The organism is Planktothrix prolifica NIVA-CYA 540 (assembly GCF_963864145.1).
Classification (GTDB): domain Bacteria; phylum Cyanobacteriota; class Cyanobacteriia; order Cyanobacteriales; family Microcoleaceae; genus Planktothrix; species Planktothrix agardhii.
The window spans coordinates 3938624-3955495 of sequence record NZ_CAWLTW010000001.1; the positions used below are offsets into that span (position 1 = coordinate 3938624).

The following is a 16872-nucleotide window of genomic DNA, read 5'->3' on the forward strand; positions in this document are numbered from 1 at the left end:
GGTAAAACTGAAATTTTACTAACTTTTATTCAGCAATTTTTTGTTCTATAATTACCATAAATCCTCTAAATTTCCCAGTTTCGGGATGAAAACTTTGGGTAGTTCTAATTCGTTCGGAGGGACTAATCAGATTGATAGTTTCAACGGCTCTTAATTTACCTGTTATTTTATCCCAAACCCTGAAAATAATTAAATCATCATCTCGTTCTGTTGCTATAGATTTATAATTAACAAAAGCCGAATCTGAACCTTCAATTAAGACTTCCCCTTCTCCGATAACCGTACCAATGAAATTTCGAGTTTCTGATTGACCATTACTATAGGTTTGAACATTTGTTTGCACCCACTGATTCTCAACAATATTTTGGGTTACAACCGCCGTAAATCGAGTTTTTTCTTGCCCATTTTCATCGAAAATTATCCAGTTTCCTTGCCAAGTTCCTATATGTTTAGGAAAAATGCTAAAGTCTTTTAATAAAGGCAGGTTGGTCAAATTCATTACTTTTTTCCTCTGAGATAAGCAAACTATACGAATAATTACTAATTATATCACACCTTAAAATTATTGCCTATATTTTTATTCGGATTCTTCTTGATTATTCCATATTTCTGAAGATTCTGCAACTCGTTTACCTGGAAAATTCTGAACACCATATAAAGGTTTAGGTTGAAATATATCCAACTGCTGATAATCAGATTTAGGCACTTTTTTGGGCGGTTGAGGTTGAGATTTTGTTTCACCTTTGCGACGTTGGGATGTGCGCTCTTCGCTGGTATCTTCCGTAACTACTTCATACAAAATCGCCTGTTTATTGGGGGTATTTCCTTTGCGTAAAACTCGCCCCAACCGTTGAATATATTCCCGTTCTGAACCTGTCCCTGATAAAATAATTGCTATCTTAGCATCGGGAACATCCACTCCTTCATTTAAAACATGGGATGCAACTAGGGTTTTATAGTCTCCTGTTCGGAATTTAGTTAAGATTTCATGGCGTTCTTTTACGGGAGTTTGATGGGTAATAGCTGGAATTAAAAAACTTTGAGAAATTTTATAAACCGTTGAATTATCGGCGGTAAAAATTAGGGTTTTTTCGAGATGATGTTGACTCAATAAATCTGCTAATATCCTCAATTTTCCGTTAGTACATAATGATATTTCCTTAGCTTGTCGGTGGGCTAACATTGCCCTTCTTCCTAAAGGCGATCGCGCACTTAACATCACAAATTGTTTCCAACCTTCTAAACTCGATAATTTAATATTATTCTCTTTAATAAACTCATTTCTGACTTTCATTTGTTCTTGATAAGTCTCTCTTTCCTTGGGAGAAAGTTTAACTAAAATTTGTACAACTCGATGATTTGCTAATGCCGATCCCGCTAAATCTTCCGGGGTTTTGCGATAAACTGTAGACCCAATTAACAAGGATAAATCACTATGTTTACCATCTGAACGTTCAGGAGTTGCTGTTAGTCCTAAACGATAAGGGGCGAGGGAATATTCCGCAATAACCCGATAAAAGTCCGTGGGTAAATGATGACATTCATCAAAAATTAACAGTCCATATTTATTTCCTAATGTCTCAGAATTAATCGTTGCACTATCATAAGTTGCTACTAAAATCGGGGTTCTATCCTTCGATCCTCCTCCCAATAATCCAATTTCAATATCAGGAAAAGCCGCTAATAAATGGGCATACCATTGGTGCATTAAATCCAAGGTTGGCACAATAATTAAGCTACTATATCCTGTCTCTTGCATCGCTAATTGAGCTAAATAGGTTTTCCCTGAAGCTGTTGGTAAAACCACCACTCCTTGACTTCCTGCCGCTTGCCAAGCTGCTAATGCTTCCTGTTGATGAAGATAGGGGGGCATTTCAAAACTGGGAGTTAATTCTAGTCGGTTAAAATTATGAGCTTGATCAATAAAATCTACTTGATTTTTGCGTAAAGTTTCTACTAAATTGCGATAATAAAAAGCGGGACTTCTAAATTTTTCTACCCGATCATCCCAGGTCACAAAATCAATCCAACTTTTTCCCTTTGGGGGAGGATGTAATAAAAGTGTACCCCGATCAAAGGATAATGTAGGCGTGCGAGGCATGGGTTTCTATGGTATTTTTAATAGCGATTTTGAATCAAGATATCTTTGACTTATTAATCAATATTAGAATAATTATACCCATTGGATCAAAATTAGTATACAATTCTTAATATTCAGATTGACAGACCCATAGCATCTATCAGGATCAATAGAATTATGTTACTCCAACGCCATGAACGGATTAAATTAGATGAAACAGAGGACTCACTATTTTACTCGTTTCCTCGCTTTGTAACCCACGTTGATCAAGGGTTTATTGGTCAATTAACAACTCTGTATCAAAAGCATCTTAAACCCCAAACTCGGATTTTAGATTTAATGAGTAGTTGGGTATCTCACCTTCCCCCTGAAATTCAATTTTCCCATGTCGAAGGACATGGAATGAATGAAGAAGAATTAACTAAAAATTCTCAACTTGATCATTATTTTATTCAAGACTTAAACCAAAATCTCAAACTTCCCCTATCTGATCAAGATTTTGATGCGGTTTTAATTTGTGTTTCCATCCAATATTTACAATATCCTGAAGCAATTTTATCCGAAATTCATCGAATTTTAAAACCCGGTGGAATTACCATTATTAGCTTTTCTAATCGAATGTTTTATCAAAAAGCGATCTCCGCCTGGCGAGAAGCAACAGAACCTGATAGAATTGAATTAGTCAAAGGCTATATTAATTCCGTTAAAATTAATAATTTACCCGGATTTAATAGCCCCAAAGTTATTGCTAGTCAATCTAAAACCCCCCTATTTATGCAAATGTTAGGAATGGGAGGAAGCGACCCATTTTATGCTTTAATTGCATCCCGACAATCTTAACCGTAGTGAGCCCTTCAGGGCTCTCTCTAAACCTCTAAGCCCCGTAGTTGTAGTGAGCCCTTCAGGGCTCTCTCTAAACCTCTAAGCCCCGTAGTGAGCCCTTCAGGGCTCTCTCTAAACCTCTAAGCCCTGAAGGGCTTACTACTTAGAATTAACAAATATTATGAAACCTTATCAACAAATTTTGATTCAAGAATGTGGCGAACCTTTGGTTAATATACCCCTGGAAAAATTTGTAGTAGAAACTCCCCATGCTTATCAAAAATTAGGAGCGCCTTATCATTTTTCTTCGGTAGATTCTCCCTATTATTTAAGACAAGGTATTTTAGAAAGTTTACTCGCAGCACAACTACAATTAGAGAATAATTATCCTAACTGGAAGATATTGATTTTTGACGCCTATCGTCCCGTAGAAGTGCAACAATTTATGGTAAATTATTCATACAACCAACTATTAGAAGAACGGGGATTAACACCAGACAATCTTTCAGCAGAACAACACCAATCTATATTAACAGAAGTTGATCAATTTTGGGCGGCTCCGAGCTTAGATCCCGCCACTCCTCCCCCCCATAGTACGGGTGCGGCTTTGGATATTACTTTAGTTGATCATAAGGGGAAAATATTAAATATGGGTTCGGAAATTGATCAGATTTCTCCTCGATCCTATCCTAATTATTTTGAGCATAGTTCTGATCAAATAGAGAAAGAATATCATCAAAATCGTCTGATTTTATCCCAAATTATGCTATTAACAGGATTTCAACAACATCCGAATGAATGGTGGCATTTTTCCCTGGGTGATCAACTTTGGGCGTGGTTAATAAATCAACAAAATCCAGAGGAAAATGCGATCGCAAAATACGGTCGATATTCCTCTTAATTCTTGAAAAATTAGGATCTTAATTTTTGAATTTCTGCTAAACTTAACCCCGTTGTGCGACTAATAGTTTGATCATCTAAAATATTCAAAAGTTGACGAGCAATTTCTATCGCTTTTTCTTGTCTAGCTTCATTTTCTGCAAAACTAATTGCATTTCTTTGATCTTGTAAAAACAGTTCTACTTTTTCAACTTCATCGAGTTCCTCACGGGTTAAATTAGTTTGATTAGCAATTTGAAAAGCCCGTTGAATTTGAGGTACGGTTTCTAAGGTTTCAGGAACAGTTTCTAAGATTCTAGCACTTTGCATAAAATAAATCCATTTATCCGTTAAAGTTTCTAATTGTTCTAAGGATTTTTGAAATTTAGGTAATTCCACAAACACTAACTCTAATTCATTCTCAGAATAATTAAAGTTTTGATTTTTTTCCTTAAAAATAAAGTGAGAAATCCCAGAATCCGTATTTTCAAATTGGATAAAATCCGTAATTGTTAAAGCAATCACAGGTTTTAAAAAACGATAGCCTTGTCCTACATCTAATTGTAGAGAATAGGTCTTAGCTGCATTATATAAGACTCGTTTTGTAAAGGCTTCTACATTGATTACCTGCATCTCAATAATGACAATTTCACCCGTATTTAGTTGAGCTTTAACGTCTAAATAAGTATCTTTTAATCCGGTAACTTTGGGCGCAAGGTAAGGATCAATAATCTCTAAATCCTGAATAACTAGCTCAGAATTATAAACCATTGCATTCAGAAAACTGATTAAAATATCCTTACTTTCCGAAGAACCAAATATTTTTTTAAAGGCAAAATCAGTTTTGGGATTGATAAAACGCATAGCTTTTATTTCCTTTTTAACATATCGAAATAATCACCATTAATTGGGGCAATATATTTCAAATTAGCCCGAACATAACAGACTCCAGAATTTAATCGAGGCCCATAAGGATGAATACTTTCTACTTTTAACCAAGATTGACCATTTTTAAGTACAATAGCATCACCTTTTCCATCATTAGAAAACAGGGCTGTCATCATTGCGCCCGACTCTAAGCGAGCCTTAACCGTTCCTTCGGGAGTATTGCGACAGTTCAAATATTCAGGATCGACAACTAACCAGTTAATATTATTATAAAGTCCTCGATTTCCTTGAACTTTTGCTGTGATAAAATCTCCTTTCATATTGGGTTTGGGGACTTCGGCCATTTGAGCCATGGCTAGACCTGTCACCAAGGTCAGGGCGGTAATCGAGGTGGTAATTCCAGAAAACAGGATAGAAATGAGTTTCATAATTTAGCTCTAAACCTCTAAACAAGGATTGAAAAAATATGGACAAGTTGACATTTTTTAAAGATTGTAACTTATCCTACTTTGGTGTACAATTCATACTGCTATTATATTCTTTCTGAATCAAATTAGAGGCAAAGTTAATAGATCGTATCGTTTTGTTCAAAAATATTAACAATTAAACGGAAATCTTTAACGAATGTCTAACTAATTTTATCAATTTTTACCCCTTTTAAACGCTATGGTAAACTTTACAGATATCACAAATCATTGGGCGAAAAACAGTATTGAAACTCTGGCAAATAAAGGCATTATTAGTGGCTATCGAGATGGAACTTTTAAGCCCGATGCTACCTTAACTCGTGCTGAGTTTGCCACGATGCTGATTAAAGCCTTTCCCCAACTTTTAGACATTCGAGAAACCATCCAATTTAAGGATGTTTCGGCTGATTTTTGGGCTCATAGTGTGATTCAAAAAACCTATAGTACGGGGTTTATGAGTGGCTATGAAGACCAAAGTTTTAAACCCCAACAAAATATCCCTAGAGTACAAGCATTAGTCGCTTTAGTTAAGGGGTTAAATTATGAACCCAGTCAGTCTATTATTAAAACCCTAAATCAAAGTTTAAATGATGCTAAAGATGTTCCTAATTATGCTAAAAATGCGATCACGGCAGCGATTGAATTTGGGTTAGTGGTTAATTATCCAGAGGTGAAACTTTTAAACCCTAATAAACCCGCAACTCGCGCCGAAGTCGCTGTGTTTTTCTGTCAAGCCTTGCGCCAAGTTGAGGAGCCCTTAACTATTGCTGAACAGTATATTGTTAAACCGCCAATTATTCCCGTTCCTAGGGGTGAATTAAGGGGAGTTTGGTTAACAAATATTGATAGTGATGTTTTGTTCTCTAAAAATACCTTAACTAATGCTATTAATTTATTAGCAGAATATAATTTTAATACCATTTATCCTACCATTTGGAATAACGGTTATACCCTTTATCCAAGTGTTTTAATGGAACGGTTTACCGGAACCAAAATATATCCGATTCCTGAATTAAAAGATCGAGATATCCTCAAGGAAATGATTCCCTTAGCCAAAGAAAAAAAGATTAGTGTGATTCCTTGGTTTGAATATGGATTTATGGTTCCCCCGGATTCTCAAATTGCCCAACTGCGTCCCCATTGGATTACCTGTCGTCAAGATGGTACGAAAGTATATAAAGAAAGTCAAGTTAATCAATTTTGGTTAAATCCCTTCCATCCTCAAGTACAACAGTTTCTTTTAGGTTTAATCATTGAAGTCGTCAAAACCTATGATGTTGATGGGATTCAATTTGATGATCATTTTGGTTTACCTGTCGATTTAGGCTATGATGAATTTACAATCCAATTATATCGGAAAGAAACGGGAAATCCCCAACCCCCCACAGACTTTCAAGATGTAAATTGGGTAAGTTGGAGAGCGAAAAAGATCACAGAATTTGTGAATAGAGTTTTCTGGGTGATCAAAGATTATAAACCGAATTGTATTCTTTCTTTATCCCCAAATCCCTATCTTTTTGCCTATTCTCAGTTTTTACAAGATTGGAAAACCTGGGAACAAGAAGGCTATTTAGAAGAATTAGTTTTACAAGTATATCGGGATGATATCAATGGATTTTTAGCGGATTTAAAACGTCCTGAACTTTTGGAAGCAAAAAGCCATATTCCTGTTAGTATTGGTATTTTAACCGGGTTAAGAATTAAACCGATGTCTTTTGTTAATGTCAAAGAACAAATTCAACTGACTCGCGATCGCCAATTCGCCGGAACCACATTTTTCTTCTATGAAACCTGGAAACAAATGATGGAATTAGAAACCCAAAAAGTTGAATTTAAAACCCTATTTTCCCAGGTTTTAGAACGTCCACAATTTGTCTAAACATGAATGAAAACAATTACTATCCGTCCTTATTTAGAAACAGATTGGTCGGCTATTTGTCAGGTGCATGATCGCTCCCAACCCGATGAATTTAAAGGGTCTTGTGATTTAAGGGCGATGAGACCTCTGGAACAAAATCCCAATGTTCATCATATTTGCTATACTTACGATAAATTCGTGGCCTGTAAAGGCAAAAAAGTTGTCGCTTTTGTTGCCCTAGATTCTCACTGTATTGCTTTATTATATGTTGATCCAGATTATCAAAATCAAGGCATTGGTAAACGGTTGTTAGACTTAGCTTTAAAACTAATTGGTTCTCCTATTTATACAATTGTAATGGCAGGAAATCAACGGGCGATCGCATTTTATAAAAAAGCCGGATTTCAAGAAATTGGCACTTTTAACAGCAATATTTCCGGTTATCCCTGTCAATTTATTCGTTTAGTTTGTTCAACAAATTAGGTTTTTAATAAGAGGATTACGGAGATTAACACAGATTAAAATCCGTGAAATCCGCATCACGGATTAAACGGATTACGCAGATTAACACAGATTAAAATCCGTGAAATCCTCTTAAATCCACATCACGGATTAAACGGATTACGCAGATTAACATAGATTAAAATCCGTGAAATCCGTGAAATCCTCTTAAATCCGTGATCCCTAATTAATTTTTGTAATTCTTAGCATGATCTTGCATTAATTGAGCAATATCGGGGTTATAAATCCTGAGATAATTCCAATAATTCTCAAATACGGATTTCACATAATCTTGAGTTTCAGGATAGGGAATTTTAACCACAAATTCATCGGGATCTTGAAATCCAAAGCGCTGTAACCAACCCGAAACAGCCCCCGGCCCAGCATTATAACTAGCTACTGCTAACATCGAATTATTGTTATATTCTCGATGGGTAAAATCCAGATAATAGGTTCCTAAATTGATGTTATCATTGACATTATCCAAGGCATAATCCGTCAATTTAATTTGTTTAGCCACATCCGCCCCCGTTTCCGGCATCACCTGCATTAATCCAGTAGCTCCAACAACGGATTTAATCCCCGGCATAAACCGCGATTCTTGACGAATTAATGCTGTTACTAATACCGGATTTAGTTGCCGTTCTTTTGACCAATTAACAATAGTTTCTAAGTAGGGAAATGGATATAATGCTTCCCAATAAGTAGGTTTTTGTTTAAGTTCTAAATATTGCGATCGCTCTTGAGAATCATCGCGCTGACTTAAACTCGATAACATCCAAATTCCTTCTAAATTATCCCCAATTCCCATCCGCATTAAACCATCGGTATATTGTTCGGCAACCGAGGGCTGCATCTTATGTTTAAACTCCGTTTGCCATAGTTTCCAAGCCTGTTGATTTTGTCCTAACGCATACAGTTCTTGTAAGGTTTCAGAACCAGCCGGAGGCACTTCTCTAATATCAGGATGTTCCACATGGGGAGAGAGAGGTCGAACGGTGGTAAAATCCCCCACAGGCCATCCTAAATGCACCGCAGAACGCCAAGTATAATAGGAGGAAGGATAACGAACAATTAAATATTCAAAGGCTTTTTTTGCCTCTTGAGAATTGCCAATTTTTTCCGCCCATTTCCCTACCCAAAATGTCGCTTCTGGGGCAAATTCACTATCGGGATTTTTGGTTGAGACTTGTTTTGCCCAGTCGGATGCTGATTTTAAATTCCCAGCTTTTAAGGCTTGTTGAGCGAGTTCCCAACGCAATTGGGCGGCGGCTTCAGAATCACTATATTTACTAAGTAATTGTTGACGGTTTTCGGAGGCTAATTTTTCCGATCGCATTTGATCTAATAGTTTAGATTTATCTAATAAAGCCTCGGCTGCATGACGGGGAAATTTAGCAATAACTTGATCTAAATAAACTAAAGCATCTTTTTGATCAGAAAGCCGTGATAAACGCAATAAACCAAATCCCGCATCTTCTCCTTGAGGATCTATTTCCTGGGGAAAGGTATTAATTAATTGTTTATAGGCAATTCGAGACTCAGGAATTTTATCATTTAACCATAATCCTCTAGCCTGACGGTAGAGATTTTTAGGGGTTTTGGTGGCTTTAGAATAGGCAATAGCAGCTTTCCCATAATCCTGTTTTTCCCAATAGCCAAATGCCACAATTTCCCATTGTTCTGGGGTGAGTTGATTTCCGAATTTGGCTTTTAATTGTTCTAAATAGGTTCCATAGTCTTTTAAAGATAATCCATGGTTTGCAATTAAGAATAATAATTCCGGTTGATTCGGATTTTGTTTTAGGCGAGTTTCAGCAATTTCTATAGTTCTGGGATGACTGGGAAATTTGGCGATCGCCTGATCCCAATATTCAGGATTTGTTTTTCCTAATGTATATAATGCTTCGACTACAACGGGTTGATCACCATAGTTTGTTAACAATTCCTGCCAAGTTTTTCCGGCTTTTTCCACATCTCCAATTTTTTCATAAGCCCGCGCCCGTTTGACTAAAATATGACCTCCTAATATGGGATAATCCTGCTCTAATCCTTTTAATAATTTAATCGCTGTTTCGGGATTTTCAGCTAAAGTATCACTAGCTAATAAATATCGTGCTCGACTTCTTTCTAAAGAGGGATTTCGGTCTTGGGCGATCGCTTCTAATTCCGTTTGACGTTCAGAAACTGGGGATAAAGCCAATCGTAATACTTTTGACTCAGGGATTTGTTGATCAACCGAATAACTTTGTTCAACGGACTGTTTCCATCCCCGAAAGACCGCCATCGGAAAGAACACACCCACCAACAAAGCCCCAGATGCGATCACGGGCAAAATCCAAACTTTAGAGATTTTTCGCTTAATCATAATAAGTAGTTACAAAAAATAAATTACCTAGTTGAGAGAGGGAACACCGGAACAGCCCCCCAAACCCTCCGTGCACGGGGGGCTAGGGGGGGAGGGAACAGGGTGGAGGATGTGTAATTAATTTTGTTTAGGTACTTAGATGTTTAGAAACAGAAAATTACGAATTACGAATTACAGAATAATTAAGATAATTAGTAATTTCTAATTCGTAATTCGTAATTATGAGAAGACATGATCTCCCCCTCAAACTCAAACTTCATTTATTTACCCGACATAATAACCAACGCAAGGACATCGGGGGTTTTTGAATCGGAACAACATCTCGACCCTGTGACCAATGTTCAAACCAACCCGTTGGCGGCCAGGATTCCGGGGGGAGGTGAGTGCGTTCATACTCATACACCGACTCGTTAGAAATCAATTGTAGCGGTAAACCCTGGAGCAAGGAATTCATCTCACCTGGGGTAATCACATAAGACCATTGAATTTGACCCATTTCTCGAATTTTATCATCCGGCTCGAAATCGGCATCGGTGATAAACGTACTGAATAAAATTAAACCCCCGGCCGCCACCGCATCACAGACTTTGCTTAACAGGGTTTGGACATCATCCAAGTTGCGAAAATGGGAAATCACTTCTGCAATTAACCCTAACCGATAATAATTAGCCGGAAGGACTAAAGCCGGGTTGAGAATATTACTTTGGATCACCCGAATCGGTAAACTGGCGTCTTTCGCTTCCTTGGCAATAATTTGAGCAAAGTCTGGGGTGAGTTCCACCGCATCCACCGGATGTCCCCTGCGGGCTAAAGGTAAGGTATTACGGCCCACCCCCGCCCCCACATCTAAAATCGGAATTCGGGCTGGATCAGAAAATTCCGACACCACGGCCATTAATTTGGTATCGGGATGGGCTCCAAATAATGGCCCCTCGCGGGTGGTTAACCAGCGTTGATATTTGTTTTCTAAAGAGGCGACTTCGGTGGTTACGGTTAGTTTTAAACCACTGGTTAAGCCTTGAGTGGGTTCGGGAGGTTCATATCTAAAGATTAAACGGGCATGGGGTGAAGCCTGATATCCTTCATGCAGTTTGCGTTCGACAAGTTGACGTAACCCATTCATTTCCTCCGGGGTAAAGTTCTGTCCCAACGCCGCCAGCAGAGCGTTAAACTGAGTCATATATTCATCGATCAAAGCTGGCGCACAAGGGAGAACCAGTTGTCCCCGGGCTGAAGTGAGTCGTTTCACTTTCAGTAAAAGTGCTTTTTCAATCAGATTTTGATCATTCACGGCCATCGATTGATTTACTGTCTCCACCAATGCAATATCCTCTAAATGCTGTATACTGAGTCGCACTGTTATTCTAATTTACAACAATAACATGGGAGATTGAAAACAAGTGGGGTTTGCGCCTAACCAATAAAAACTGATCAACTCTGACACTGATAACCGATAACTAATAACTTATTAAGAGAATTTGGAGGTTAACAAACGTGCAATTGATCACGAAAGCTGCTCTCATCCGCCTGGGGATTTTGTTAGCAGGTTTAATGTTTTTTCTAATAGCGATCGGCTCTTTAATGATATCCATGCCGGGAAAAAGTTATTCAGGACAGTTACCCCCATTGACCCCCTCTCAAGAACAGGTATCGCAGCAGTTAAACCGATATATTAAAATAATTGCCGATGATATTGGTGAACATAATTATATTTTTTATAATCAGTTGATTCAAGTAGAAAATTTTTTAAATGAACGGTTGAGTCAGGCTGGTTATGCCGTAAAAACTCAAGAGTATTCCGTTGATGGAAAGGTTTTTCGCAACTTAGAAATAGAAATTAGGGGGACTGAAAAACCCGATGAAATTGTGATTGTTGGTGCTCATTATGATTCAGTTGTTGGTTCTCCAGGAGCTAATGATAATGGAACCGGAGCCGTTGCTATCTTGGCTTTAGCCGAAAAATTTGCTACCCTTAAACCGAAACGAACTTTAAGGTTTGTGGAATTTGTCAATGAAGAACCTCCTTTTTTCTGGTCAGAAAATATGGGAAGTTGGGTTTATGCCCAACGCTGCAAAGAACGCCAGGAAAATATTGTAGCAATGCTCAGTTTAGAAACGATGGGCTTTTACTCTCAAGCCTCGAATAGTCAACAATATCCGGTAAATATTTTAAAATTAATTTATCCCAACCAAGGCAATTTTATCAGTTTTATTGGCAATATTAGCTCTCGATCCTTAATCCATCAAGCGATCGGAAAATTTCGCAATTCGGCTCAATTTCCCTCCCAAGGCGTGAGTTTACCTAATTTTATTCCCGGGGTAGGATGGTCAGATCATTGGTCATTTTGGGAAGCTGGCTATCCCGCTTTGATGGTTACAGATACTGCCCCCTTTCGCTATCCCTATTATCATACTCAGCATGATACTCCCGAGCAAATTGACTATTATGGCTTAACCCTTGTGATATCTGGATTGGAGTCTGTCATTCAAGATTTAATCGAGTAATCTAGCAGATCCGCAAATATTGATTATAGATTTTTCCCAACCCTATAAGACACAAGATTTTGAAGCGTCTGGGATGTATGCAGCTATGCCCCGGGATATATTGCTGGTGGTGGGAGATGAAATTATTGAAGCTCCGATGGCATGGCGATCGCGTTTTTTTGAATACCGTGCCTATCGTTCTTTAGTTAAGGAGTATTTTCAACAAGGAGCCAAGTGGACAACAGCCCCGAAACCTTTGATGTCAGACGGGATGGACAACTAGAAGAATACGGGTTTTCTGATCGCTTGAACACTTAACCTTTGGAATCTTAACAAATTATCATCTTTCAACCGATCGGCAAAAGTATAACGTTTGATTACAATTACCCAATCCGGTATACTGTGATCCAGTTAAGATCGAACCACAAAATTTACTAAAATTCGGGAAGGTTGCAAATCAATGGACGAAATCAATAAACAACTAAGCGATCTAGGATTTTCTCCAGAGGAAATTTCTAAACAACTGGTGTCAATGGGAATTTCTCTTGACGAAATCGCTAAAAAGTTTGCCTCTCTCAGCTTGCCTGGCATCCTCCTGGCAGCTACATTTACCACATTTGGTGGTACAGGACTGATAGTTACTCTCGCCACCGCTTTGTCTGGCTCAATTGGTGTGATTGGAGATGGTTTAACCGGCTATGGAATCGAGATCATTCTTGCCACCTTTTATGTAGAGCGGAGCAAAACTGAAATTTTAGACAATTTGCTCAAAGAAATTGATATTTTGCCGGTTACAGACTCTTTGAAACTTAAGATAAAAAGCCAACTCAGTCAGGAAAAAGCTCCAGACAATAATATTATTGATACTCCACCAATAATTACTATTGTTGTCGAAGACTGAATCAAAAATACACCCCCATCCCCTACTTGCAAACTTCAAGAAAAACAGGAATAACCTTTTAACCCTGAAAAAAAGCATTCCCAAGCTCTAGCTTGGGAATCGAAAAAAATTAATCTCGGAGTCCGTCAAACTTCTAAGGGTAAAACTTCTTGAGCTTGACGGATTTTTCGATAATTCAGATCACTAACCATAAAACTATCAAGGCGACGTCGTAAATCTTCTCGACCTTGAAAATGTTCGAGCCGATATAAAATTTGACCTCGATCAAAAATAATTAATGTTGGTAAAGTTTGGAGGCGATAGGTATTCGCTAACTTTAAACTTTGATCTGCATTCACACCAACCACTTTAATTGTGCCTCGCCAGTCCTGCTGGAATTGACAAAGTTGAGGCGTAATCAGCTTACACAGTCCACACCAAGGCGCCCAAAAATGTACTAAAACCGGAGAAGAAGATTTCAGAACTTCTTGAGTAAACATCTGCTCATTGACTGACAATAGCATCATTTCTCAAATTTTATTAATCACTGTTTTTATATCCTTGAGATTATGCTACCAGTCTATGTTACCTGTTGCACGCATTAATAAGGGATGAATTTCCCAGAGTAACAGGATAAAAATACTGACTCCTAAATAAGACCATCGGAAAAACTCTTTTAATTCAAGGGTTTGGCGACCTTGGGCGATCGCTAAAAATGGAATTACTGAGGTGCGAGATCTCACGGTTTCAAAGGATTTGCCATAACGGGCCAACAAACGGCGATCGCCATGCCAAACGGCAAATAAGTGATGCAAGATCAACCCCAGGGAGGTTAACAGGGTGAAACTTGTCCCCAACCATAAGCTATGACCCACACACCAAATTACTTGACCCACCATTTGCGGATGTCTGGTAATGCGGATAATTCCGGTTTCATAGAGATGGACTTCCGGTTTTTGAATAGCCGCAATTTCTAACAAATTAAACGTGGCTGGATAGAGAAAAACAAATGAAATTGCTGATAAAATCCAAACCATGGGTTTAACAATAACCCGATCCTGTACCATCCAAAGTTGTAATCCATCGTAACGATGATTAAAAAAGTAGATAATCAAAACCGTGGCGAAGGGGATACTCACCAAAGCAAATAAAACTCGATAAGCCCTCGCCCCAATTTTTGATTCTCCCCAGGGTCGTAGGGCTGCTAACCCACTATGGGCGATCGCAAACCCTAAAATTAAACCCAACATCACAAAATGGCTAGATGTTAGCCAATACTCAGACATTTTGACCTTTTCTCCATTAATAATAAACTTAATTTCAATTACCCTTCATGGTTGCAGTATGCTGAAAGAACTTGATCCCCCATCCTAAAAGTCATCACGCTTCCTTATTTTACCGAGGTTGAGGAATATGTCTGACGTTCCATTTACTTTAGATCAGTTACGCATCCTGAAAGCGATCGCGGCTGAAGGTAGCTTCAAACGTGCTGCTGATAGTCTTTATGTCTCCCAACCCGCCGTTAGTCTTCAGGTACAAAACCTGGAACGACAGTTGGATGTGCCACTATTTGACCGAGGGGGACGCCGTGCCCAACTAACCGAAGCCGGTCATTTGCTCCTGAATTATGGGGATAAAATTTTGTCCCTGTGCCAAGAAACTTGCCGCGCCATTGAAGATTTACAAAATTTGCGGGGGGGAACTTTAATTATTGGGGCGTCTCAAACCACCGGGACGTATATGTTACCACGGATGATCGGGTTATTTCGAGAAAAATACCCCGATGTTTCGGTACAGTTGCACGTTCATTCGACCAGGCGCACCGCTTGGAGTGTGGTGAATGGACAAATTGACTTAGCTATTGTGGGGGGAGAAATTGCCCCGGAATTGATGTCAGCTTTAGAAATTGTTCCCTATGCGGAGGATGAACTGGCGTTAATTGTTCCTACTTCCCATGAATTTAGCCAACAAGAAACGATTCTAAAAGAGGATTTATACTCTTTAAAATTTATTAGTTTGGATTCTCAATCAACCATTCGGAAAGTCATTGATCAAGTTTTAACCCGTTGTGGTATTGATACCACCCATCTGCAATTAGAAATGGAACTCAGTTCGATTGAAGCGATAAAAAATGCAGTTCAATCGGGGTTGGGAGTCGCGTTTGTTTCTATATCTGCCATTGAAAAAGAGTTACAAATGGGGGTAATCAAACGGGTTAAAATTGATCAGGTAATTGTCAAACGGACATTATCAGTGATTTATAATCCGAATCGCTATCGATCCAAGGCAGCCGAGGCATTTACTAATGAAATTTTACCCAAGTTTGCCAGCCCCGATTTTAACAAACATAGTATAGATGTTCAATACCCAACTGAATATACGGCTTTACCTTTATCAGATTGATTTCACTGGGTTGTTTTTTACCCTTTCTGACTGATTTTTGATTCTATTTTTGTTCAATTCTTTACCCACTCTCACAATGACAGATGTTCCTTTTACTTTAGATCAATTACGCATTCTCAAAGCGATCGCGGCTGAGGGAAGTTTTAAGCGGGCGGCGGATAGTTTATATGTTTCCCAGCCCGCTATTAGTTTACAAGTCCAAAATTTAGAACGACAGTTAAATGTTCCTTTATTTGATCGAGGAGGACGCAGAGCTAAATTAACAGAAGCTGGACATCTTTTATTAAATTATGGCGAAAAAATCTTGAGTTTATGTCAGGAAACCTGCCGCGCTATTGAGGATTTACAAAATCTGCAAGGGGGAACTTTAATTGTCGGGGCTTCTCAAACTACCGGAACCTATTTACTCCCTCGAATGATTGGTTTATTTCGAGAAAAATATCCCGATGTCGCGGTGCAACTGCACGTTCATTCGACTCGACGCACCGCTTGGAGTGTGGCAAATGGACAAATTGATTTAGCAATTGTTGGCGGGGAAGTGCCGCCGGAATTGCAAGATGCTTTGACAATTCAACCCTATATTGAAGATGAATTAGCCTTAATTATTCCCCCTTCCCATCCCTTTGCCAAATTAGATAAAATTCAAAAAGAAGACTTATATCAATTGGAATTTGTGGCTTTAGATTCTCAGTCTACTATTCGCAAAGTCATTGATCAAGTTTTAACCCGTGCCGAGATTGATCCACGCTGTTTAAAAGTTGAAATGGAGTTAAATTCTATTGAAGCGATTAAAAATACGGTACAAGCCGGATTAGGGGCTGCTTTTGTTTCGACTTCAGCCATTGAAAAAGAATTAGAAATGAAAGTTTTACACCGCATGGTGATTGAAGATATTGTGGTTAAACGAATGCTTTCAGTCATTGTTAACCACCATCGCTATCAGTCCAAGGCATCTGAGGCTTTTATTCGAGATATCTTACCCTTGTTTACGGCTCAAAATTGGACATTAAACACCCATAGTTTTTCCTCAAATTCTTCTAAAAAATTGATTAACATTGAGACGTTTGTTTCTCCTACGGATTTTGAATAAACTCAAGACCTATAGCAATCTTATTTGAGTTGTCTTGATCAAAAGGGAACAGGGAATAGGGAACACCGGAACACCGGAACACCGGAACACCGGAACACCGGATAATACTTCTGACTGTTTCATATTAGTATTAAAATGTTACAACCTCCGTT

The 16872-nt window shown here is 38.4% G+C and carries 17 protein-coding genes; 9 read left to right on the top strand and 8 right to left on the bottom strand.

Annotated features, from left to right (window positions below; all coding sequences use genetic code 11):
* Nucleotides 1–25: 25 nt before the first annotated feature.
* Both AC559H_RS17295 and AC559H_RS17300 read right to left on the bottom strand, forming a co-directional pair.
* Nucleotides 26–499: a hypothetical protein gene (locus AC559H_RS17295; RefSeq protein ID WP_173401014.1), complete on the bottom strand. Its 474-nt coding sequence runs from the start codon at nucleotides 497–499 to the stop codon at nucleotides 26–28.
* Between the two features lie 78 nt (nucleotides 500–577).
* Nucleotides 578–2101 (bottom strand): DEAD/DEAH box helicase, encoded by a 1524-nt coding sequence (locus tag AC559H_RS17300; RefSeq protein WP_026795475.1) that lies wholly within the window; start codon nucleotides 2099–2101, stop codon nucleotides 578–580.
* A gap of 156 nt (nucleotides 2102–2257) precedes the next feature.
* On the opposite strand from AC559H_RS17300, the gene AC559H_RS17305 reads away from it, so the two are divergent.
* Nucleotides 2258–2920, top strand: a complete 663-nt coding sequence (locus tag AC559H_RS17305; RefSeq protein WP_026787716.1) for a class I SAM-dependent methyltransferase — start codon at nucleotides 2258–2260, stop codon at nucleotides 2918–2920.
* 163 nt (nucleotides 2921–3083) lie between these two features.
* Complete coding sequence (locus tag AC559H_RS17310) at nucleotides 3084–3803, top strand: M15 family metallopeptidase (protein ID WP_026795474.1); 720 nt, start codon at nucleotides 3084–3086, stop codon at nucleotides 3801–3803.
* An 11-nt stretch (nucleotides 3804–3814) separates the two neighbouring features.
* Here AC559H_RS17310 and AC559H_RS17315 read toward each other — a convergent pair whose 3' ends face one another.
* On the bottom strand, nucleotides 3815–4645 hold the full coding sequence (locus tag AC559H_RS17315) for an Rpn family recombination-promoting nuclease/putative transposase (RefSeq protein WP_026795473.1): 831 nt from the start codon (nucleotides 4643–4645) through the stop codon (nucleotides 3815–3817).
* 5 nt (nucleotides 4646–4650) lie between these two features.
* The gene (locus AC559H_RS17320) at nucleotides 4651–5097 is read right to left on the bottom strand and encodes a hypothetical protein (RefSeq protein ID WP_026787719.1); all 447 of its coding nucleotides are present in this window, start codon (nucleotides 5095–5097) and stop codon (nucleotides 4651–4653) included.
* A gap of 238 nt (nucleotides 5098–5335) precedes the next feature.
* Between AC559H_RS17320 and AC559H_RS17325 the strand changes: the two genes are divergently transcribed.
* Complete coding sequence (locus AC559H_RS17325) at nucleotides 5336–7015, top strand: glycoside hydrolase family 10-like protein (protein ID WP_043937749.1); 1680 nt, start codon at nucleotides 5336–5338, stop codon at nucleotides 7013–7015.
* Between the two features lie 6 nt (nucleotides 7016–7021).
* Entirely contained in the window at nucleotides 7022–7477 is a 456-nt protein-coding gene (locus tag AC559H_RS17330) for a GNAT family N-acetyltransferase (protein ID WP_026795472.1), read from the top strand.
* A 205-nt stretch (nucleotides 7478–7682) separates the two neighbouring features.
* On the opposite strand, the gene AC559H_RS17335 is transcribed toward AC559H_RS17330, so the two are convergent.
* The gene (locus AC559H_RS17335) at nucleotides 7683–9863 is read right to left on the bottom strand and encodes a transglycosylase SLT domain-containing protein (RefSeq protein WP_026795471.1); all 2181 of its coding nucleotides are present in this window, start codon (nucleotides 9861–9863) and stop codon (nucleotides 7683–7685) included.
* Nucleotides 9864–10119: 256 nt separating this feature from the next.
* The gene (locus tag AC559H_RS17340) at nucleotides 10120–11220 is read right to left on the bottom strand and encodes a class I SAM-dependent methyltransferase (protein ID WP_237745546.1); all 1101 of its coding nucleotides are present in this window, start codon (nucleotides 11218–11220) and stop codon (nucleotides 10120–10122) included.
* A gap of 137 nt (nucleotides 11221–11357) precedes the next feature.
* Here AC559H_RS17340 and AC559H_RS17345 point away from each other — a divergent pair, with 137 nt between their 5' ends.
* The 3 genes from AC559H_RS17345 to AC559H_RS17355 all read left to right on the top strand — a co-directional run bounded on the left by AC559H_RS17345 (nucleotide 11358) and on the right by AC559H_RS17355 (nucleotide 13248).
* Complete coding sequence (locus tag AC559H_RS17345; RefSeq protein WP_026798562.1) at nucleotides 11358–12368, top strand: M28 family peptidase; 1011 nt, start codon at nucleotides 11358–11360, stop codon at nucleotides 12366–12368.
* A 19-nt stretch (nucleotides 12369–12387) separates the two neighbouring features.
* Entirely contained in the window at nucleotides 12388–12630 is a 243-nt protein-coding gene (locus AC559H_RS17350) for a hypothetical protein (protein WP_026795468.1), read from the top strand.
* 177 nt (nucleotides 12631–12807) lie between these two features.
* Nucleotides 12808–13248: a hypothetical protein gene (locus AC559H_RS17355; protein ID WP_042154337.1), complete on the top strand. Its 441-nt coding sequence runs from the start codon at nucleotides 12808–12810 to the stop codon at nucleotides 13246–13248.
* Between the two features lie 125 nt (nucleotides 13249–13373).
* Here AC559H_RS17355 and AC559H_RS17360 read toward each other — a convergent pair whose 3' ends face one another.
* Both AC559H_RS17360 and AC559H_RS17365 read right to left on the bottom strand, forming a co-directional pair.
* Nucleotides 13374–13751, bottom strand: coding sequence for a thioredoxin family protein (locus AC559H_RS17360; protein WP_026787725.1), 378 nt, complete (start codon nucleotides 13749–13751; stop codon nucleotides 13374–13376).
* 48 nt (nucleotides 13752–13799) lie between these two features.
* On the bottom strand, nucleotides 13800–14513 hold the full coding sequence (locus tag AC559H_RS17365; protein WP_026787726.1) for an NnrU family protein: 714 nt from the start codon (nucleotides 14511–14513) through the stop codon (nucleotides 13800–13802).
* A 127-nt stretch (nucleotides 14514–14640) separates the two neighbouring features.
* Here AC559H_RS17365 and AC559H_RS17370 point away from each other — a divergent pair, with 127 nt between their 5' ends.
* On the top strand, nucleotides 14641–15630 hold the full coding sequence (locus AC559H_RS17370) for a LysR family transcriptional regulator (protein ID WP_026795467.1): 990 nt from the start codon (nucleotides 14641–14643) through the stop codon (nucleotides 15628–15630).
* 76 nt (nucleotides 15631–15706) lie between these two features.
* Entirely contained in the window at nucleotides 15707–16720 is a 1014-nt protein-coding gene (locus tag AC559H_RS17375; RefSeq protein WP_042154343.1) for a LysR family transcriptional regulator, read from the top strand.
* The last annotated feature ends 152 nt before the right edge of the window (nucleotides 16721–16872 follow it).